We start from the raw sequence: 20349 nt of genomic DNA, 5'->3' as shown, positions 1-20349 counted from the left end.
AAATTGAACTATTTTGCTATATAGGTTTAAAGACTAATTTTTCATTATTCATTCTTAATTCTTCATTAGTTATGTAATGATGACAGAACTGTCATAATACAATCACAAGGATGTAATCCAGAGAGAATAGTATAGGAGTATAACCTAAGAGGAGGATGAAAATGGAGATCTTACGAATAGAAAACCTATCAAAAGTATATGGCAGTGGCGAGACAGCAGTAAAGGCCCTTGATAATATATCATTTTCAGTAGAGACAGGAGAGTTTGTAGCTATCATCGGTGCTTCAGGTTCGGGAAAGTCTACTTTACTACATCTTTTAGGAGGTGTAGATAGACCAACAAGTGGTAAGGTATTTGTGGATGGAACAGATATTTACCAGTTAGATGAAAACAAATTAGCTATTTTTAGAAGAAGGCAATTAGGCCTAATTTATCAGTTTTATAATTTAATTCCTGTACTTAATGTAGAGGAGAATATGACACTTCCTTTACTGTTAGATCAGCAAAAAGTGGATCAAAGACATTTAAATGATCTTTTAAACACGCTTAATTTAATTGAAAGAGTGAATCATTTACCTAATCAGCTTTCTGGAGGACAACAACAAAGGGTGTCCATCGGACGAGCGCTAATTAATAACCCGGCTTTGATTTTAGCAGATGAGCCAACGGGTAATTTAGATAGTAAAAATGGAATGGAAATTGTAGAACTCTTAAAGATGTTTAACAAGGAGTATAATCAGACACTTATTATGATTACTCATGACGAACGTATTGCTCTTCAAGCAGACCGAATTATATCCATTGAAGATGGTAAGCTAGCTAAAGACGAGGTGATTCGTCGATGAATATTGTAAATAAGCTAACGCTTAGACAGTTAAAGATGAATAAAAGAAGAACTTTAGTAACTATTATAGGAGCCATTATCTCCGTAGCAATGGTTACAGCGGTAACAGTTTCTGTGAGTTCTGCTATGGATTTGATGAAACGAGTCGCTATAAGCTCTGATGGTAACTGGCATATGCGTTATCATGATATGAAAGCAAAGGATATAGCAATTCTTCAAGAAGATGAAAATGTAGACAAAGTAGTAGTGAGCTATCCAGTAGGTTACTCTATCTTAGAAGCTACCAAGAATAGTGATAAACCTTATTTATTTGTAAAAGGTTATAATCAAGAAGGCTTTGAGTTAATGCCGGTCAACCTAATAGAAGGGCGTTTACCTAAGGCTAGTAATGAAATAGTCATTCCAGAACACTTAGAATCTAGTACAGGCTTATCTTATAAAGTTGGAGATAAGATAAAACTAGATTTAGGACAAAGATATGCTATCAATGAGGAAACAGGTGAAAAGGAAGAAGGAACCCTAAATCAAGGATATAGTTTTGTGAGAAATGCTGAAGGGGAAAGTATGGAGACTTTTGCAGCTCAGCAAACACAGGAATATACGATTGTAGGTGTAACCAAGAAGTCAAAAGAAGAATATAGTTGGTCCCCTGCGTATGAGCTTATGACTTATATTAGCCCAGATGAAATACCGAGTGAGGCTACTGTTACAGTATCCGTTTTACTAAAAAATTTAAATGTGGGTATCTATGAACATAATGCAGCCCTGGGTATAAAAGTTGGCATAGAAATCGTGGAACCCAATAGTGAGTTATTAGCTTGCTATGGCGTAAATAGCAATAGTAGTTTAATCTTTGCATTATTTGGTGTAGTCAGCATTGTTTTAATCATCATTATGGCAGGTTCCGTCTCCCTTATTTATAATGCGTTTGCTATTTCGGTAGCAGAGCGTTCGCAGTATTTAGGTATGCTGGCAAGTATAGGGGCAACTAAGAAACAAAAGAGAGATTCTGTATTCTTTGAAGGTGCTGTTATTGGAGGAATTAGTATTCCACTAGGTCTTTTGGCAGGTTTTTTAGGGATGAGTATTACTTTTGGTGCTATTAATGGTATTTTTAAAAATATTATGAGCATAGAAGAAAACTTACATTTGGTAGTATCACCCATAGCTGTTATAAGCACAGTGCTTATTTCTATTTTAACTATTTTTATTTCAACTTATGTACCAGCTAGAAGAGCCTCTAGGATATCAGCAATTGAAGCCATTAGGCAAACAACTGATATTAAAATGAATAAGAAAAAAGTTAAAACCTCAAAGTTTACAAGAAGACTGTTTGGTTTTGAAGGAGAACTGGCCTTAAAGAATTTAAAAAGGAATGGGCGACGTTATCGTGCAACACTTCTCTCGTTAATTATTAGTATTATACTCTTTTTGACAACAGCCACTTTTTCGGCTTATATGAATCGTTCACTGGAAATGGTGGTACAAAATACAAACTATGATATACGTGTATCAGCTAACTATAGAAATGATGTAGAAAGGAAAGTGGAGCTAGAGAAGCTAAAAAGTCTTGATAAGGTGGAAAAGTATAGCTTATTAGAAACGGCATACTTCGAAGCCTATTTACCTGATGAAATGACACCAGGTCATATAAAAGAATTTTTGGGTGGGATAGAAGAAAGAGGCTATTTTTACAATGTTAATCTTATAGCATTAGAAAATGAAGCCTTAAAAGCATATGCACAGTCAGTAGGAACAGATATCAATTTATTAAATAATCCTCAAGCACCAGCAGCTATTGTATTAAATCGTGCTAAATTTAAGGATAAAGAAACGCAAAACTATAGAGATGAGGAAGTAATTCGAGCCTCTATAAATGATAAGCTTACATTAAGCAGGCGAGAATGGGATGAAGCTAGTAACGAAGAAAAGATATTAGATGGTGAAGAAATAGCTTTTGCTGGATTTGCTAAAGAGTCTCCTATGGGAATGGGAATTCAAGAAAATGATAATACCCTTAATTTAATTGTATCTGAAGATGTGTTTAACACACTTATGAAAAATAGTAGTGAACATATGGGGTATGAAATATCTAGCTATCCAACAATGTATTTAACTTCAAAGGATCCTTTTGGATTACAAAAAGATATTCAAGCACTGCAAGAAAATAGTGGAAATCCAATCTATAGTATTTATAATATTTATGAAGAAAAACAGACTTCGCAGCAAATACAAACTGTCATAAAAGTATTTATCTATGGCTTTATTGTCCTCATTACCCTTGTAAGTGTGGCTAATATATTTAATACTATTTCTACTAGCATTGCACTTAGGAAAAGAGAATTTTCTATGTTAAGGTCAGTAGGAATGACACCAAAAGGCTTCAATAAAATGATCAACTTTGAAAGTATATTCTATGGTCTTAAAGCATTGCTTTATGGATTACCTATAAGTTTTATGATTATGGTGGTTATATATAAGCAGCTTAGTAATAGCTTTGATTTTGATTTCTTCGTTCCAGTAGGTAGCATAATAACAGTTATTATTTCGGTGTTCGTGATTATAGGGGCTTCCATGTTTTATTCTGGGGCTAAGGTCAAAGGACAGAACATTATTGAAGGATTGAAAGATACGAATTTATAAGCTTGCTAGTAAGCTAAGCACAATGAGAGCAAAAAGTATAAGTGATTAAGGTGTAATAAATAGAGATATAAAAGTAAGGTAATAAATAACAAAGAGATAAGACAAATAGGCAATAAAGGAAATAAGATGTGGTTAAGTGGATAGTTTGGGGATTATTTTACTCCTTAAAGAAAGTTATGGGGATACTTTCGGAGAAAAATAATAGCCAACTATCCATTTTTGTGATTGAATAAAGTAATAGAGCTTAAGCTATACTAGAAATTGTGAGCCAATTAGAAAAGCATAAATTAAGAGGGATAGTTAAATCACTAGTAAATAGTGATTCGGCTATTTGAATGAATAGTATTAGGAAGGGAAAAAGAAATGATAAAAGCAGTTGTTTTTGATATGGATGGTGTTCTTTTTGATACAGAGCGTCTTGTTTCTGTGGCCTGGAGTCAAGTGGCAAAAGAAGAAGCTATGGAAGGAATTGATATGGTATTAAAGGATTGTATCGGTAGAAGCTATGAAGATACCAGGTTAGTTTTTCTTAAACACTATGGTGAGACGTTTGATTTTGAAGGCTTTAGAACAAAAGCAGGTAAATTGTTCTTTAAAGATATAGAAGATAATGGGTTACCTATCAAATTAGGTGTTCATGAACTATTAGCTTACTTAAAAGAAAAAGGCTATAAAATAGGCCTGGCTTCTTCTACTAAAAAACAAGGTGTACTTTCTCATTTAAGAGAAGCAAAGATAGAAGAGTATTTTGAAGTAATAGTAGGAGGAGATATGGTAAAGCACAGTAAGCCAAACCCTGAAATCTATCAAATGGCTTGTAGGCTTCTCGGGGTAGAACCTAGTGAAGCAATTTGTATAGAAGACTCCTTAAATGGAATTCGCTCAGCAAGTAGTGCAGGCCTTAATGTTATTATGGTACCGGATTTAATTGAACCAACAGAGGATATTCTACCTTTGCTACATAAGCAGTTTGCATCTTTATTAGAGGTAAAGGCGTATTTAGAACAAATGTAAAGGCAAAGGTGCTATAATTAATTAAACAACATATTAAATGGAGGGACATATTATGAAGGAGATATCACATGACCATTTTAATGAAAACTCTTTTAACATGATAGGGAAGGATTGGCTATTAATTACTGCAGAAAAGGACGGAAGAGTAAATACAATGACTGCTTCATGGGGCGGATTAGGTATAATGTGGAATAAAAAAGTAGCTTATATCTTTATTAGGCCACAACGTTATACAAAAGAGTTTGTAGATTCAGCAGATAGACTTTCGATTTCAGTTTTACCTAATAGCTACAGAAGAGAGCTAGGATATTTAGGAAGAGTTTCAGGTAGAGATGAGGATAAAATTTCTAATGCAAACTTAACTGTAAAACAATATGAGGATGTACCCTATTTTGATGAAGCTAGATTAACATTAATATGCAAAAAGCTATATGCACAAGCATTAAAAGAAGAATGTTTTATTGATAAGGGTATTATAGATGAGTGGTATCCAGAAAGAGATTATCATATAATGTATGTAGTAGAAATCGAGAAAATATTAGAAAAATAACAGGGTCTAAGCAAAGAGGCTGAAATTGCTATTTGACCAGGGATTTTATTACTGGAATTTCATTCGAATTATTTTTATACGCTACTGTAAGATATATTAGGATAACTGCGAGGGCTAATAAGCCCTCTTTTTTCGTGGGCAATTTATTAAGTTAAATATTTATATGGTTTGGAAATTTTGAACTAAGAAGATAGATATAAAGAATTTTGAGAGGAATTATGAGGTTTTTCATAAATGATATTGAATATCAATATCTAATAATGTATACTGAACAAAGTGATTAAAATACTTAATATGTTAAATACCATTAATTTGAAAAATAATTAAAGAAGAGGAAGTTATGAGATACATTTTTATTAATCCTGTTATAGACAAGATGTATATGAAAGAACAATTAGATAAGGCATTACTTCAGAAGGGGTATCAGAGAATAGAAGTAAAGGTAGATTGGCATAAGCTAGTAAAAGAAAAGTATAATGAAATGCTTAAGCACACAAAGTTAACTATCGTAGATAAACGCTGTCCAAAAGCTATTGAGACAATGAGCCCATATTTAGATAATAAAAAACTATTAGTACCTTCAATTGACCCAATCTTGATACACTGTGGAATAGAGCTAGCAAGCAGAGAAGAGCTAAAAGGCCATGAGAAGATTATTACAACACCGTGTGAGAGTTTGGCAAGCTATGGAAATAAGCTGAAGCTAAAAGATACGGAGTTTATAAGCTGGAAGGAATTCTTAAAGCATTTAGATCCAGATAGAGAAATTCAAATCAAATCACTGGATGAAAGTCCAATTCCACCAGGGTATTTTGAAAATTTAGAGGCTAAAATAAGTAGCATTTCTGGAGAAGAAAATATAGAAAATTATTTTAAGATGAATTTATATGAGAAAGATGAATTAGTCGAAATGCTGTATTGTCATAATGGTTGCCATAATGGAGATGGAGTATTAATCAATGAACAGAAGTAAAGTAATTAAAACAACCATTTCAGTAGTTATTTTGATTTCAATATGGGCACTTGTAACAAAGATGGGGGTAGTGAGTTCTTATATATTACCATCACCATCTAAGGTTCTAAATAGCTTCTTTAAGATGCTTCAAACAGGTGAAATTTTTGAAGATATTTATATTAGTTATATCAGGGTTTTAAAAGGTTTTTTTATAGCAACACTAGTAGCATTTCTATTTGCAATGGTGAGGATTATTTTGCCTCGATGTAATGACTACTATGAAAGCATTGTTCAGTTTTTAAAAAATGTGCCACCATTAAGTCTAATATCACTATTAATTTTATGGTTTGGTATAGGTGAGACAACAAAAGTTGGTATTATCGTATTAACTGCATTTTTTCCAATCTATTTAAACACAGTCAAAGGCTTTGTAAGCTGTGATAAGAAGTTGCTAGAAGTTGGAGAAATTTATGGCTACTCCGAGGTAGATAGTTTCTTTAAGATTAGATTGCCATATGCCATGTCGGATATATTAGTAGGCATGCGCATAGGCCTGGGTTATAGCTGGCGAGCTATTATTAGTGCAGAGATGATTGCTGCATCAGCTGGACTAGGTCACATGATTTTATTTGCTCAACAAATGTCCAGGACAGATAAGGTAATTGTTGGGATTTTAGTAATCGGTGTAGTGGGGTATATCACAGACAGGTTATTTGCGCTGATAATTGATAAGACTTTGAAAGGGTCAGAGAAAAATGGATGGGATTAAATTAGTAAATGTAAGTAAGTTTTATGCAGTTGAGAAAGACCAGGTTAAAGTTCTAGATGGTATTGATTTAAATATACCAGCTAATAAAATTACGATTATTCTAGGACGAAGTGGATGTGGAAAAACCACACTATTAAGGCTTGTATCAGGTTTAGAGAAATTTGAGGAAGGAGCCATTAAAGGGGCTGATTTAAAAAGAAAAGCATATGTTTTTCAAGAAGATCGATTAATGCCTTGGCTAGATGTCAAAAAGAATATAACCTTTGGCCTAAAAAATAAAGAAGTTAATGAAGAAAAAATAGATGAGATCATTGAAATGGTAGGTCTAAAGAAATTTTGTAGTGCTTACCCAAGTCAGTTATCAGGTGGTATGAAGCAAAGAGTATCTATTGCAAGGGCAATCGCCTGTAATCCGGATTTTATTATGATGGATGAGCCTTTCTCAGCATTAGATTTTTTTACAAGAGAACAAATGCAAAAAGAATTATTAAAGATTCATCATAAGACAAGGTGTTCTATTTTATTTGTTACACATAGCATAGATGAAGCACTGATTCTCGGAGATAAAATAGTAATTTTAGAAAAAGGAATCATTAAGTCTCAATATGAAATTGAGGAAGAAAATCATGTAAGAGACTTATTAGATGATAAATTTGTAGCATTAAAAAAACAAATTATTGATGATTTAAAAATTGTTTAATAAAAAGACACAAACAAAGGAGAAAAGTAATGAAATTAGCAAAGAAAGTATTAACATCAGCATTAGTAATGGGGGTAATGATGACATCTATGGTAGGATGTGCATCAAATAGTAATTCATCAGCTGGTAGCAATCACACTACAACAACAGAGCCTACACCTACAGAGGCAGTTGATACAGGAGCTATAGATTTATCACAATCAACATTAGATGAATTAACAATTACTCATGTAACATCACCACTTAATGTGCCAAGTATTATCCAAAAAAATCAAAATGTATTTGTTGATGAATTTAGCAAGAATGGTAAAACAATCGAAGTTAAGTATGCAGAGATTACATCAGGAGCTGATCAAACTCAAGCATTAGCATCAGGAGATGTAGATATCTTATATGCTGTTGGAGGTACTTCTGTTGTTCTAGCAGCAGCAAATGGTGCGGACATTAAAATCTTAAATATGTACAGTAGATCTCCAGAAGCATTTTGCTTATATTCAGGTGATGAAACAATTAAATCAGCAGAAGATTTAAGAGGTAAAACAGTTGCAGGCCCAGTTGGAACTAATTTACACCAATTACTAGTAGCCTATCTTAAAGAAGCGAATATGACCATTGATGATATTAACTATGTAAACATGTCTATTCCAGATGCAAAAGCAGCATTAGACGGTGGTAGCATTGATGCTGCACTTGTTGCAGGGCCTACTGCTTACAAATCAAAACAACAAGGATATAACTTAGTAACAGATGGTAAAGGGTTAACAGATGCGGTTATTGCAGTAGCAGTTAGAGAAGACTTCTATAATGAATACAAAGAAGAATTAGAAGTATTTATGAATGCACAAGCTAGCATCATTGAATATATCAATACAAACCATGAAGAAACTATGGAAATTGTTGCAACAGAACTAGATTTAGATAAAGCAGCTGTTGAGGAAATGTTTGCTCAATATGACTTTAATATTGAAGTAACAGAAGAAGACTATAAAGCATTTCAAAATGTAGCAGACTTTATGTATGAAACAGAAATGATTGAACAACCAATTAACACAGATGAACTTTTCATCAAATAAATAGGAGTAAATAATAATGGTAGAAAAAATTAAAGTAAAAGACCATAATGATATTATTGAAATCACTTATGAAGATTTATTAAAATACCATGGAAAGCAAATGTTAGGTGGAGCAGCACTTGCATTTAAGATCATGCTTATGACGTTTCCTAAACTTTGTGATGAAGTGCCAGAGAGAGGAAACTTTAGCTTTTATAGTGGTATAGGATGCAATGGTAAAGGTATTATTGATGCAACTGAAATGGTTATGCGTGTAAAAACATATGATAGATTAAGACTAGACCTTGAGTATGCTGAGGATAAGTTAGGGCAGCTAGCTCCAGGTGGTGGCAGATACTATTTTGAAATAGGGTATAATGAAAAGCTTATTAAGCTATATTTAAAAGAAAGTATTATTCCAGATGAATTTATTACTTATTCAAAACTAGCACATAAGTGCAAGGCAGAGAATGTACCTATGAAGGAAGAAGATCAAGAAAGACTATTAGTATTAAGGAAAGAATTAGCTAGAAGTATTATGGAAGCTAGGCCAGAAGACTTATTTGTCATAATGGCCTAAAATATAATGGGTGTAGATATTTTATCTTTCCCTTAACTAGGTAAGGTGAACCGTATCATAAACAAAAAATATGGTTTTATTTAAAATAAAATCAATAAAAAAGTATGCTTGAAAAAAGTAAAATGTTTATTTATAATAACAAGTAAATGAATATTGGCGCGTATAATTGTTCAGCGTGAGACTATGTATAATGGTCTCACGCTTTATTTTTGCTCCAGTACTAAGTTAAAAGAAAAGAGGAAGACAAAAATGGAATTTTATATGAAACTACCACGTAACAAAAAGGAATTTGCTTTGTTTTTAGCTACTATATCTATTATATCAGTAAATATAATTGCACCATTAATTACTTGTTTTGAATTTGGATTTAATATGTATGTATGGGCTGATACATTAAGAGTCATACCATTTGTTTGGATAAGTGTTATTGCTTTAGTTTTATTGACACATAAACCAGCTGAGTGGATGACCTCAAAAATTATTGCAAAAGAAGATAGTTTTAATGCACATATCATTATAAACACATTATGTACAGTTCTTTTAATGTCAATATTCTTAACAGTAATAGGAACATGGATTGGTGTAGGGAAAATAAGTATGGAGCCAATTCATACATTCTTCTATAAATGGCCGAGAAACTTTGCTATAGCTTTTGCTGTAGAAACTTTTGTGGCACAGCCTATAGCAAGAATGACTATGTTAAATATTCATAAAATAAAAGATAAGAAAAATGATACAGCAGAAATCTTAAATTAAAAGAGACAAGTGATAGTGATAAAAATTAAGTAGGTATAAAAATAAGAAGTGTAGATCTAGTACAGATTAGACTACACTTCTTATTTTTTATGAATTTATTTAATTTGTATGCTTCTTGCTTTGTTTTTTTATACTAAGGAGTCCGACTCCTGATATAAGGATAATTATTAAAAAGATGGTTGTTGAATGATTCTCGCCGGTCTTAGGAGAGGCATTATCCTGTGTGTTTGAGTTCGCTTGACCGTCAAGATTAGTATTGGCACCCAATAAATAAGAATTAGCATCACCAGGAGAAGTGCTGTTAGAGGTGTTATTAGGGCTAGAAGTAGGACCAGAAGTAGGTTCAGGGCCAGGAGTAGGACTAGAAGTAGGTTCAGGGCCAGGAGTAGGACTAGAAGTAGGTTCAGGGCCAGGAGTAGGACTAGAAGTAGGTTCAGGGCCAGGAGTAGGACTAGAAGTAGGTTCAGGGCCGGGAGTAGGACTAGAAGTAGGTTCAGGGCCAGGAGTAGAACTAGAAGTAGGACTAGGGCTAGAAGTAGGACTAGGGCTAGAAGTAGGACTAGGACTAGGACTAGAACTAGGCTCAGGACTAGAAGTAGGCTCAGGGCTAGAAGTAGGACTAGGGCTAGAAGTAGGACTAGGACTAGGACTAGAACTAGGCTCAGGACTAGAAGTAGGCTCAGGGCTAGAAGTAGGACTAGGGCTAGAAGTAGGACTAGGGCTAGAAGTAGGGCTAGGGCTAGAAGTAGGACTAGGGCTAGAAGTAGGACTAGGGCTAGAAGTAGGTTCAGGGCTAGAAGTAGGACTAGGCTCAGGAGTTACTCCAGGTTTATAAAAAGGATAGAAATGGCCTTCTGCATCGGATTTTTTAACATTCTTAGCAATAATGCCTCCTTCAAAGTTGCCACCCTCTAATGAAACATCAGCTTGTGGTGCCACTAGGTGTCCAGAAAGTCCTTGGGCTGTTAGGTTTCCAGTTGCATCTGGAAAATTCCAAACCAATTTCATTCCTTCAAGGTTTATTTGTGCTCCATTGGTTCCGCCTTGAAGGTCTTTTAATGCTTGGCTAAAAGATTTACCATTCATGTTAATGTTATAAAATGAAAGTGTAAAATCAGTACTTTCTACTCCTGTAATAGAAATGATATATTTATAGTCTACAAAATCTTGAACAGATGAAAGGCCTTCAATAACAATGCTACTTGTAGTGGTAATAGCATTATATGGAATGGTTATATAGGTATCCTTTGCAGGAGCTAATGTAAGGGTTAATGTACCACTATTTATTGAATAAGCAGAGGTTCCTAAGTTACTCCATGCAACTGATTGATCTTCGAGTTCTGTAAAGGCTTTATCAAAGTCAATATAACTTGGAGAATGTGTAAGCCTTTCAGCAAGCCAAGATGGTACGCTGGCATCTACAGTATCATAATAAAACTCAGGTACTTTATATGTATCATAGGCTGAACCAGTAAGCCATTTACCTTGTTCAAAACCACCTAACCTTTTAATATATTTGACATAGCTAGCAGCGACTTGAGCATCACCTACCGTGTTTGGTGTATCTAATGTGCCGCCTACTGCTATGGCGCTAACACAATGGCCTGAATTAGTGGCTGTTAAATCCTCTCGTATAAAGTATTCATAATCACTTAAAACATTTTCGATTGTATAGGCTTTGTTGTATGTTGGTTGTGCGTATGTAGTGTAGTTTAAGCAAGTAAATGAAATAAGAGTTAATGCAAGTATTGATGCAACTTTGAATCTAAATGTGCGTTTTTGTTTCATTAATAGAATCCATCCTTTCAGTTTGATCAAGATAACATATAAAATATATGTGCCTGAATTAAATTTTATTAATAATCCGATAAGGGGACTATTCAGTAATAGGGAATAAGTGTAATGTATCTAATATCTATATAAAACTAATTAATAAATAGTATTGTCTTATTGTTTTTGAGCTATTATTAGAAGTCTTTTAGCAGAATTAGTTTTTGAACAGGTTGATAAGATAAGTAACTGGGAAGTTGAATTAACATCTAGATCTTTGGTTAGGACTTTTTGAGATTCATTTAAAATCCTTTTTAGAAATAGAGTTTTACCTCCCTCATTTAGGAAATCAAACTGCTTTAAAATATGACTATTATCATATTCTGTTACTAAGACTATTTCATACTTAAAAGCTTGTTGTGGTGTATAAATAGATATACAATAATTCTCATTTAAGAAGTTAGCATCTTCATATTTATGCAATGAGCCAAACATAGTTCCGTTGTTCATATTGTGGCCGTATATTACAGTAACTGGATCGGAGAAATCTATTTTGTTATAGCTCTCTGAATAGATACAGCCGGGATAGCCCCTTTGACCATCTATGTTGTGATTTAAATAGTAATTATCATCTTCTGGATGCTGGAGTATTGGATAATTAATTTCTGTACCAGGAATATATATCCAAGCGTAAATGTCATTATTAAGTTCTTTTAACTCATTAAAGTCAATACTTAAATAGGAGCTTTCGAAGAGAGTCTCTTGGTTCGAGGAAGATGGCTGAGTTGTTTTAAAAGATTCTTTTGTCTTAGTTTGAATGACTTTGGTTTGAAGTCCCTTATATAAGGTCTCATTTTTATATTGTAGGTAATAATAGTTTGAAAGGTACATAATGCTTACTATAATACTGAAAGAAAATATAAATAAGAGGACTTTGGGTTTTAGATTTTTTTTATTCATGGTATATCATATTAAGAACCTTTCTAAAGAATACATATAAAAATTAATGTAACTAGTTAATTATTAATGAGAGAGTATTTAATAAAAAATATTTAATAATACTATTTATTGATTATATGCTAGTTTTTAAATTAAATCTACTATTTAAAGAATTAATTTTTTGAATTTTTTAAACATTAAAATGGGATTAACTAAGATATAGATTAAGCAAGTTCATATAGATTTTATTTATTGGATATGGAACCATTTTTTTACAAATTAATATTATAGTATATGAAGGAGTTGATAAAATGCAATCAGAAGCAAGTAGTAGTTCAAACTTACAAAATTTATATAATGAGTGTAAAGAAATGATGAATTATCATGTTATTATAAGAATGCAAGATGGACGTGAATTTGATGGCGTTATTGAAAGCGTAGAACCAGATGGTGTTAATGTTCTTATGGGAGAAGATGTAATCATTCGAGAGGATGAAGACAATAGGCAGATGCAATTTAGGAATCCTAGGAGATTTAGAAGGTTTAGACGTATGAGATTTCCACTTGCTACTATATTAGCACTATCATTATTACCTTATCCATATTATGCTCCACCATTTCCTTATGCTCAGCCATATCCTTTCTTTCCTTATTAAAGTGTCAAGTTGAAAGGTAAAACTAGAAAATGATATTTCTATAAGGTGGTTATAATAGCAGAGGTCTAATTAAGAGGACTTTACTAACTTAGAAAATATAAATGAAAAGGATATTTTCAATGAATTGGTTGAAAATATCCTTTTTTGCTATGGAATAACTTTGTTTGCAAGCTAATCTGCTCTTTTGGTTGTCTCATTATTTGATTAAATGGTACAATGAATTAAATTATAATAAATAAGGGTGAATTATATGAAAATATCCGTCTTTCATCATCATATAGTAGAAGCAGCAAAGCAGGTAGGGTGTACAGAGGAGGAAATCCTAAAAAAATAAAAGAAGTAGGAATTGCTGCGGTTGAGCTGGATAGAGATGATATCTTGAATCCAGATAAGCTTTTGGAACTTCTTAAAAGAAATGAGTTTTCTGTCTCTAGTATTTATGGATTTTATGATTTTTCTGAGACTGAGGATTTAGAGAACTGCAAGAAGCATATAAAGCTAGCAATGGCTATGGAAGCAGATAAAATAATGATTGTTCCAGGTTTTTATAGTAAAACAGATGAAAGTGCTAGAAAAAGAGAACTAGAACAAATGATTGAGGGAACAAGAAAGCTTTGCAAGATGGCAGAGGCAAATGGAATGAGAGTAACGATAGAAGATTTTGATGATGAGAAAAGCCCGTTATGCTCACTATGCGGGATGAGAACTTTTCTGGATGAAATTCCGTCGCTTTATGTTACTTTAGATACAGGGAATTTTATTATTAGTGGTGAGGACGAGCTTGAGGCTTTTGAGAAGCTAAAAAATAAAGTCATTCATGTGCACTGTAAGGATAGGGCCCATGATAAAAACGGAAATATATGTCCGATATCTGCGGGCAAAGGGTTTATTAAAATGTCTGAGGTTTTAGAAGAGCTATCTAAAATGCATTATGATGGATTCCTAGCCATTGAACATTTTGAAGCAGAAAACTATCTTGAATTTATGATAGAATCCGCAAAGTGGATAAGAAGAAAAGTGGAGGTCTAGTCTTATGATAAGAGTTACTGTATGGAATGAATTTGTGCATGAAAGAGAATATGAGGCAATCAAAGCCATTTATCCAGAAGGTATACATAGCTGCATAGCAGAATTCTTAGGAAAAGAAGAAGCCATCACTGTAAGGTGTGCAACCTTAGATATGGAGGAACATGGGCTTACAGAAGAAGTGCTAAATCATACAGATGTACTCATCTGGTGGAGTCATGCAAAGCAGGAAGAAGTAAGTGATGAGGTTGTTCAAAGAGTAAGAAGTCATGTTCTTGCGGGAATGGGACTTATTGCACTACACTCAGCACACTATAGTAAAATCATGAAAGTCCTTCTAGGAACTTCTATGAGTTTAAAATGGCGAGAGGGTTCAAGAGAACGCCTTTGGGTTACTGCGCCGTATCATCCTATTGCAGCAGGAGTTCTAGAAACTATAGATATTCCAGAGGAAGAAATGTATGGAGAATTCTTTGATATACCTAAGCCAGATGAAGTCGTTTTTACAGGATGGTTTGCAAGTGGAGAGGTATTTAGAAGTGGCTGTACTTTTACAAGGGGCTATGGAAGAATTTTTTATTTCCAACCAGGACATGAGGAATATCCGATTTATCATATGAAAGAGATACAGAAAATTATCATTAATGCTGTGAGATGGTGTCATTCTGAGATTAAAAGGACATTACCTATAGAATGCGAGAACACAGCTTCTTATGAAGCAATTTGATCTTTTACATAAAAATCGTGATGTTGCAGGACCTTTCTTAATTTGAAGATAAGTCGAATACAACTTGAATTAACACCAATAGTCAGGCTTTTCTATGCCTAGCTATTGGTGTTATATAGAAAGAGGAGCTGGGCACTAATTTTTTAGCGCTCAGCTCCTTTTTTATGAAATAAGTTTTACGATTTCGTCTATTTTTTTAGCACCAAAGTATACTTTTTCATTGTTGATAATAACGGCAGGTACACTCATGACCTTATACTGATCTTTTAATTCTTTAAAGAGAGAAATATCAATCATTTCTGTTTCTATATTTTTATTTTCCATGGCAATTCTCTGAGCAGCTACAACGACATCTGGACAGAGATGGCATGAGAGGGAAACACAAACTTTAATATTAGTATTTTGATTTAAATCTTTAATGTCTGTTAGGACTTGTTCGTTAATAGCTTGACCAGGTCCAGCTAGATTATAAATAGCTAATATGAAAGAGTTGAGCTCATGACCACCTGGTACGCCATAGAATTTAACACCGCTATATGTTTTAGCATGATCTAAAAGGAATACTATAGGGTAACGTTCTACATTAAACTGAGCTTCAAGGTCTTTATTTTGTCCCTTGGTATAAACTTCAAGATTAATTTTTTCACCTAAATCAGCAATGTCTAACAATAAATCTCTTAATTCAATAGACTTTGCATTTTGCTCATCTACAATAGTAATAAGTGTCACTTCTTTTTCCATTCTACTTAAAACACCTTGTAGTTGTGTTCTTAGTCCATCGTTTAAAAGAGAACTACGTCCAGCTGTTAGTATATTTTCTGAACTAGAACTAATAGGAGCAACTTTTTCTACTTTTTTAGGTGGAATATATTCGTCCTTAATACCTAATCTGTCTTTAAGTTCAATAACGTATCTTTCAGCTGCTGTAGCAGCAATAGCACCATCTGAAACAGCCGTTACAATTTGTCTTAGAGCCTTTGGTCTTAAATCGCCAGCTACATAAACACCTGGAATATTAGTTTCCATATTTTCATTAGTAATGATATATCCAGCAGGGTCCATTTCTAATACTTCTCGAAATAGCTCACTTTGAGGTGCATAGCCTACAAAAACAAAGACACCAAATGAGCCATCATCCTCTTTGGCGTGATATTCAAAGCTTTCTCCTGTTTGGTTGTTAGTAAATTTAGCGTAGTTGACCATATCATCTCCGCTAGCTTCAATGATTTCTGTATTAAATTTGACTTCGATTTTAGGATGTGACAATACCTTATCTGCAATAGACTTGGCGCAAGTAAACTCTGGTTCTCTAGCAATCACAGTTACTTTAGTCGCATATTTGGTAAGGAATATGGCTTCTTCTGCCGCAGCAAAGCCAGCACCAATAACAAATACCTCGAGACCTTCAAAGAATTGTCCATCACAAGTAGAACAGTATGCAACACCTCTTCCAGTAAACTCTTTTTCACCTTTAAAGCCTAGTTGTCTTGGAGAAGCACCAGTTGCAATGATTACAGATCTTCCTTTGACATCACCTTTATCTGTTTGAAGAATTTTAGTATCACCATTTAATGAGACACCTAAAACAGTTGCTGATAAAAAGTTTACATTAAAATCATCTGCTTGGGCTCTCATATCAGACATGAGTTTTGGACCATTACTATCTCTAGCACCTGGGTAGTTGGAAACTTCATAGGTCTTATTTACCTGTCCTCCTAACTCATCCTTTTCGATAATGAGGGTGTTTAATTTGGCTCTTCCAGCATAAATCCCGGCAGAAAGTCCAGCTGGACCACCACCAATGATTACTAAGTCATAAATTTTTTCCATTATTAATCCTCCTTTTCATTTTTTAATTGAATATGAAGTTAGTCATTCATCTGTAATATCAATTCTGTCTTAACTAAATCAAAACATTGTTAAATAATCAAATGAAAGGTTAATTCTTTAAAAATATCTTTATTTAGTAAGAGGAAGCTGCAAAGTAGCAGCTTCCCCTAACTTCATTTTATTAAAGTTTTCCAATTAAATCTAAGCTTGGTGTTAAAGTCTCTTCACCTGGTTGCCATTTAGCTGGGCAAACTTGATCACCATGTTCTGCAACGAATTGAGCTGCTTGAACTTTTCTTAGTAATTCTTCTGCATTTCTTCCGATACCATTATCATGAATTTCGTAAGCTTTGATTTCACCTTCTGGATTAATAACGAATGAACCTCTTAGAGCTAAGCCTTCATCTTCAATCATAACTTCAAAGTCTCTAGCGAGTTTTCCAGTTGGGTCTGCTAGCATTGGGTATTTGATTTTACCGATTGTATCTGAAGTATCAGCCCATGCTTTATGAACAAAGTGAGTATCTGTAGATACTGAGTATACTTCACAACCAATTTCTTGGAATTTTGCATAGTTATCTGCAAGCTCACCTAGTTCTGTTGGACAAACGAAAGTGAAGTCTGCTGGATAGAATACAAAGACTGACCAATGTCCTTTTAATGAATCTAGTGTTACCTCTTTAAAATCACCGTTTTGGTATGCTTGAACTTTAAAATCTGAAACTTTTTTATTAATTAATGACATAATTTATTCCTCCTATATTTTCACTATCAAATGATAATCTATATCATTTATTTATATAACTAATAATAATTATTATTTACTAATTTGTCAAGCTTTATCCTGAAATTTTATTTATAATTTAAATCTCAATAAATTAAGGTAACTAAAAAGCACGTCTTTAGTTGTGTAATCAACTTTTAAGACGTGCATAAATGTTTTTGTAGCCTTTTATATGTTAAGAGTATCATACTCAATAGCATCACATTCTGTTATTCTTGTGTAACGCCTAAGAGGATAGTCTCCGTCATGAGCATCCATACAAGTAATGTCAGACATTTTGCCAAGCTCCTTTACCCTAACTAAACCAGCTCTCAAAAGTAAATTGGAGAGAATAGGATAGTCTTTGGCAAGACAGAGTAAACCAGCTGTTTGAAGGTAAGGCTTACTTTGACGAAGGACTTCTAATAACTGATGACGAGGTAAGGGTTTAACAAGGCAGCTACCAAACATAAAAGAAAGTTCTAGCGTATGATCTGATTTGGCAATTAAACTTGCACCTTTACCTTTATAAGTACGGTTGGTAGAAAAAAGGCTTTCTAGTTCAGCATTATAAACTTGTAAGCTAGACTGAGCAATAGCACCCATATCGTTAATAGGATATTTAATAGCAGCTTGTTCCATAAAAGGAAGGAACATTTCACAGAAGCTATAGATTTCATCTATATTTTCGGTATCAATATAAATGGTTTGACAAGAACTACATAAAAGTTGTTTGGTCCTAAAAATATGCAGAGCTAAAGCAGTAAGAGCAGAATCCCTTATGGCATTAGGGACTATATAAGCAAAGCCCAATTTATGGCCCCATTCAATAAGTTTGGTACCTGGATTAACCATTTTTCTAATAGCAGCTACAGCTAAATCACCACCCCAAACGACAACACCATCAGAGAGCTGAGCCATACATTTCATGGCTTCAAGGTCGGTTGAAGGTGTATCAAAAACATAAATATATTCCTTGAGTCTAGGGTCTATAGCAATAAGCTCAGCAAGTAAAGTGATAGACAGATCTTTATCTGCTTGTGGGAGCTTTAAGATATTAATATTACCAGCTAATAAGCCTTCAACGATGCTACAAGCAGGAAGACCATCAGCATTGCCTGCGGCAATATGAAATAAAACACCTAGAGGATAGGTATGTTTGATAATAGCTCTCTCCTCAAAAGGAGGGAGAATGATTTCAGGTTCAAAAGGTTTAGAGCCTAATTCTGTATGTAATTTACAAAGTAAACTTTCTCTTTTGAGCATATGGATAACAGTATGTAATTCCTCCTTTACTAAGGTTTGGTCTATAGGAAGTCTAGAAATAAAATGATTATATTCACCATTTGCTAGCTTTTTAGAAAGTTGATCACAAGCTTCTATTACCCAATAAGGATTAAGCATACTAGTAGCTAAAGTTTGACTCAGCCTAGAGGGGAGGTCTTCTAGAATTTTATTTTGCATATGAGAGGGGATAATATCACCATTTATTAAAATCATAGCTTTATCTCCTTTAATAAGTCTGCCGCACCAGCAGCACAGGTTTTGATATCTTGAAGTCCGACTCTACCTATGATTTCTAGGTAAGGAGAAGTAATACCACAGCCACAAGACGCCCCATCATGTAATATACCTAGATCGTCAGTCATTACACTGAGTAGAGGAACGCTTTTGACCATTGGAGTAATAAGATTGATAAGACCTATTTGACCATTTTTAACAGGTTCTAATGTATGAACATCTCTTATAATAGCCCTACTATAAATAGGAATATGAAAATGATGGTTAGGACAATCACAGTATAAAATAGGGTGCTCAACAGCACCGAAAAATTCTACAACATGAGATTCTGGAATGCCTAAAGTGTTTTCAATTAATTGATAAAGTTCTTTTTTATCAACTTGGCTAGTAAAGAATTGCTTCCAGCCACCCCCTAATAAGACCTTAGAGCCTTTTTTGAGCTTGAAATTTAGTTCCTTTTCCTTTAATTTTTCCAGTAGGAAATAAGTATAAGAAGGAAAACCCATGAAGCGAACAGGAAAAGGTTGATGGCTATACTTTTCAAGAGCAGTAATAAGGCCTTCTAAGTCTACTTTATAACCTTCAGGCGTATACTTCAGAGCATAAGCACGATGTAAGGGAGGAGCAAATAAAGTAGCTCCAAAAGCTGTTTTAGTGACAGCTGTTTGATTACTTTTATGAGGTTCATAACCGAGGAGAATATAATTAGTGGGTTTAATGGAAAAGAGATGATGAATTTTTCCTAGACGAAGAACCATACGAAGGCCGCAATAAAGGCCTAGATTATCAAAGCCAATATGACTTTTCTTACCTTTAGTACCAGAGGAGGTTGCTTTAATAAGAAGTTTTTCAGGTGGCATGGTGAAAAGCTGGTGTGATTTAAAGAATAGAGTTGGAATAAAAGGTAACTTGGCTAAATCATTGATTGTATTTAATGAGGAAAAAGAGAAGTAGTTGCTATCAAGTATTGTTGCATATTCAGGGCAATGCTCATATTGGAATTGTCCATTTTGCTTAATGGCCTTTATAAAAAGACCATCTGTTTCAGCTAAATCATAGGGGTTCTTATGGGTAAAGAGTTTATTTCGGTAATCCATAGGTAGCCTCCTGTTTTTATTTTGAATCATTCCTCAGTCATTTCTCTTAGTGGCTGCATGATGTCTAGAAAATAAGTGTTTCTTACTATTATAGAACAAATGGTAAGCAAGGACAATTCGTATGCTATAATGAAGATGAATTTTTAGTAGCTAGGGT

19 protein-coding genes are annotated in these 20349 nt (G+C 33.8%); 13 read left to right on the top strand and 6 right to left on the bottom strand.

All coding sequences use genetic code 11. The features are described from left to right. Positions 1-161 precede the first annotated feature (161 nt). The 10 genes from CLOLE_RS20260 to CLOLE_RS20215 all read left to right on the top strand — a co-directional run bounded on the left by CLOLE_RS20260 (position 162) and on the right by CLOLE_RS20215 (position 9863). Positions 162-845 (top strand): ABC transporter ATP-binding protein, encoded by a 684-nt coding sequence (locus CLOLE_RS20260; protein ID WP_013658992.1) that lies wholly within the window; start codon positions 162-164, stop codon positions 843-845. Continuing rightward, the gene (locus CLOLE_RS20255) at positions 842-3487 is read left to right on the top strand and encodes an ABC transporter permease (protein ID WP_013658991.1); all 2646 of its coding nucleotides are present in this window, start codon (positions 842-844) and stop codon (positions 3485-3487) included. The genes CLOLE_RS20260 and CLOLE_RS20255 overlap by 4 nt, the downstream gene beginning before the upstream one ends. Positions 3488-3850: 363 nt before the next feature. Continuing rightward, positions 3851-4501, top strand: a complete 651-nt coding sequence (locus CLOLE_RS20250) for an HAD family hydrolase (RefSeq protein ID WP_013658990.1) — start codon at positions 3851-3853, stop codon at positions 4499-4501. 52 nt (positions 4502-4553) lie between these two features. Beyond that, positions 4554-5051 (top strand): flavin reductase, encoded by a 498-nt coding sequence (locus CLOLE_RS20245; RefSeq protein WP_013658989.1) that lies wholly within the window; start codon positions 4554-4556, stop codon positions 5049-5051. A 340-nt stretch (positions 5052-5391) separates the two neighbouring features. After that, positions 5392-6024: a hypothetical protein gene (locus CLOLE_RS20240; RefSeq protein ID WP_013658988.1), complete on the top strand. Its 633-nt coding sequence runs from the start codon at positions 5392-5394 to the stop codon at positions 6022-6024. Then, a complete protein-coding gene (locus tag CLOLE_RS20235) occupies positions 6011-6775 on the top strand; it encodes an ABC transporter permease (RefSeq protein WP_013658987.1) in 765 nt (254 codons plus the stop codon). The genes CLOLE_RS20240 and CLOLE_RS20235 overlap by 14 nt, the downstream gene beginning before the upstream one ends. Next, entirely contained in the window at positions 6762-7475 is a 714-nt protein-coding gene (locus CLOLE_RS20230) for an ABC transporter ATP-binding protein (RefSeq protein WP_013658986.1), read from the top strand. The genes CLOLE_RS20235 and CLOLE_RS20230 overlap by 14 nt, the downstream gene beginning before the upstream one ends. A 29-nt stretch (positions 7476-7504) precedes the next feature. Continuing rightward, positions 7505-8548, top strand: coding sequence for an ABC transporter substrate-binding protein (locus CLOLE_RS20225; protein ID WP_013658985.1), 1044 nt, complete (start codon positions 7505-7507; stop codon positions 8546-8548). 16 nt (positions 8549-8564) lie between these two features. After that, a complete protein-coding gene (locus CLOLE_RS20220) occupies positions 8565-9107 on the top strand; it encodes a hypothetical protein (protein ID WP_013658984.1) in 543 nt (180 codons plus the stop codon). Between the two features lie 249 nt (positions 9108-9356). Next, positions 9357-9863, top strand: coding sequence for a membrane protein (locus CLOLE_RS20215; RefSeq protein WP_013658983.1), 507 nt, complete (start codon positions 9357-9359; stop codon positions 9861-9863). Positions 9864-9962: 99 nt separating this feature from the next. Here CLOLE_RS20215 and CLOLE_RS22225 read toward each other — a convergent pair whose 3' ends face one another. Continuing rightward, complete coding sequence (locus CLOLE_RS22225; RefSeq protein WP_013658982.1) at positions 9963-11651, bottom strand: collagen-binding domain-containing protein; 1689 nt, start codon at positions 11649-11651, stop codon at positions 9963-9965. 159 nt (positions 11652-11810) lie between these two features. After that, entirely contained in the window at positions 11811-12593 is a 783-nt protein-coding gene (srtB, locus tag CLOLE_RS20205) for a class B sortase (protein WP_013658981.1), read from the bottom strand. A 290-nt stretch (positions 12594-12883) separates the two neighbouring features. Between srtB and CLOLE_RS20200 the strand changes: the two genes are divergently transcribed. From CLOLE_RS20200 to CLOLE_RS20190, 3 genes are all read left to right on the top strand, one after another. Further along, positions 12884-13228, top strand: coding sequence for a hypothetical protein (locus tag CLOLE_RS20200; RefSeq protein ID WP_013658980.1), 345 nt, complete (start codon positions 12884-12886; stop codon positions 13226-13228). 303 nt (positions 13229-13531) lie between these two features. Beyond that, a complete protein-coding gene (locus tag CLOLE_RS20195; protein ID WP_013658979.1) occupies positions 13532-14257 on the top strand; it encodes a sugar phosphate isomerase/epimerase family protein in 726 nt (241 codons plus the stop codon). A gap of 4 nt (positions 14258-14261) precedes the next feature. Continuing rightward, positions 14262-14981 carry a ThuA domain-containing protein gene (locus CLOLE_RS20190; protein ID WP_013658978.1) on the top strand — a complete coding sequence of 240 codons (720 nt, stop codon included), beginning with the start codon at positions 14262-14264 and terminating at the stop codon, positions 14979-14981. 162 nt (positions 14982-15143) lie between these two features. Here the strand turns inward: CLOLE_RS20190 and CLOLE_RS20185 are convergent, their stop codons facing one another. From CLOLE_RS20185 to CLOLE_RS20170, 4 genes are all read right to left on the bottom strand, one after another. After that, complete coding sequence (locus CLOLE_RS20185) at positions 15144-16811, bottom strand: FAD-dependent oxidoreductase (protein ID WP_013658977.1); 1668 nt, start codon at positions 16809-16811, stop codon at positions 15144-15146. Positions 16812-16992: 181 nt separating this feature from the next. Beyond that, positions 16993-17556, bottom strand: coding sequence for an alkyl hydroperoxide reductase subunit C (ahpC, locus tag CLOLE_RS20180; RefSeq protein ID WP_013658976.1), 564 nt, complete (start codon positions 17554-17556; stop codon positions 16993-16995). A 207-nt stretch (positions 17557-17763) separates the two neighbouring features. Then, positions 17764-19074, bottom strand: a complete 1311-nt coding sequence (locus CLOLE_RS20175; protein ID WP_013658975.1) for an acyl-CoA reductase — start codon at positions 19072-19074, stop codon at positions 17764-17766. Then, the gene (locus CLOLE_RS20170; protein ID WP_013658974.1) at positions 19071-20192 is read right to left on the bottom strand and encodes a LuxE/PaaK family acyltransferase; all 1122 of its coding nucleotides are present in this window, start codon (positions 20190-20192) and stop codon (positions 19071-19073) included. Before CLOLE_RS20170 ends, CLOLE_RS20175 begins: the two co-directional genes overlap by 4 nt. Positions 20193-20349: the final 157 nt, after the last annotated feature.

The organism is Cellulosilyticum lentocellum DSM 5427, assembly GCF_000178835.2.
GTDB lineage: Bacteria > Bacillota > Clostridia > Lachnospirales > Cellulosilyticaceae > Cellulosilyticum > Cellulosilyticum lentocellum.
This window is presented reverse-complemented; position numbering and strand designations above follow the sequence as displayed.

What these genes read in the sequence shown, in the direction of transcription:
- CLOLE_RS20260 (WP_013658992.1), top strand. Translation starts at nt 162, where the DNA reads ATGGAGATCTTACGAATAGAAAACCTATCAAAAGTATATGGCAGTGGC.
- CLOLE_RS20255 (WP_013658991.1), top strand. Translation starts at nt 842, where the DNA reads ATGAATATTGTAAATAAGCTAACGCTTAGACAGTTAAAGATGAATAAA.
- CLOLE_RS20250 (WP_013658990.1), top strand. Translation starts at nt 3,851, where the DNA reads ATGATAAAAGCAGTTGTTTTTGATATGGATGGTGTTCTTTTTGATACA.
- CLOLE_RS20245 (WP_013658989.1), top strand. Translation starts at nt 4,554, where the DNA reads ATGAAGGAGATATCACATGACCATTTTAATGAAAACTCTTTTAACATG.
- CLOLE_RS20240 (WP_013658988.1), top strand. Translation starts at nt 5,392, where the DNA reads ATGAGATACATTTTTATTAATCCTGTTATAGACAAGATGTATATGAAA.
- CLOLE_RS20235 (WP_013658987.1), top strand. Translation starts at nt 6,011, where the DNA reads ATGAACAGAAGTAAAGTAATTAAAACAACCATTTCAGTAGTTATTTTG.
- CLOLE_RS20230 (WP_013658986.1), top strand. Translation starts at nt 6,762, where the DNA reads ATGGATGGGATTAAATTAGTAAATGTAAGTAAGTTTTATGCAGTTGAG.
- CLOLE_RS20225 (WP_013658985.1), top strand. Translation starts at nt 7,505, where the DNA reads ATGAAATTAGCAAAGAAAGTATTAACATCAGCATTAGTAATGGGGGTA.
- CLOLE_RS20220 (WP_013658984.1), top strand. Translation starts at nt 8,565, where the DNA reads ATGGTAGAAAAAATTAAAGTAAAAGACCATAATGATATTATTGAAATC.
- CLOLE_RS20215 (WP_013658983.1), top strand. Translation starts at nt 9,357, where the DNA reads ATGGAATTTTATATGAAACTACCACGTAACAAAAAGGAATTTGCTTTG.
- CLOLE_RS22225 (WP_013658982.1), bottom strand. Translation starts at nt 11,651, where the DNA reads ATGAAACAAAAACGCACATTTAGATTCAAAGTTGCATCAATACTTGCA.
- srtB (WP_013658981.1), bottom strand. Translation starts at nt 12,593, where the DNA reads ATGAATAAAAAAAATCTAAAACCCAAAGTCCTCTTATTTATATTTTCT.
- CLOLE_RS20200 (WP_013658980.1), top strand. Translation starts at nt 12,884, where the DNA reads ATGCAATCAGAAGCAAGTAGTAGTTCAAACTTACAAAATTTATATAAT.
- CLOLE_RS20190 (WP_013658978.1), top strand. Translation starts at nt 14,262, where the DNA reads ATGATAAGAGTTACTGTATGGAATGAATTTGTGCATGAAAGAGAATAT.
- CLOLE_RS20185 (WP_013658977.1), bottom strand. Translation starts at nt 16,811, where the DNA reads ATGGAAAAAATTTATGACTTAGTAATCATTGGTGGTGGTCCAGCTGGA.
- ahpC (WP_013658976.1), bottom strand. Translation starts at nt 17,556, where the DNA reads ATGTCATTAATTAATAAAAAAGTTTCAGATTTTAAAGTTCAAGCATAC.
- CLOLE_RS20175 (WP_013658975.1), bottom strand. Translation starts at nt 19,074, where the DNA reads ATGATTTTAATAAATGGTGATATTATCCCCTCTCATATGCAAAATAAA.
- CLOLE_RS20170 (WP_013658974.1), bottom strand. Translation starts at nt 20,192, where the DNA reads ATGGATTACCGAAATAAACTCTTTACCCATAAGAACCCCTATGATTTA.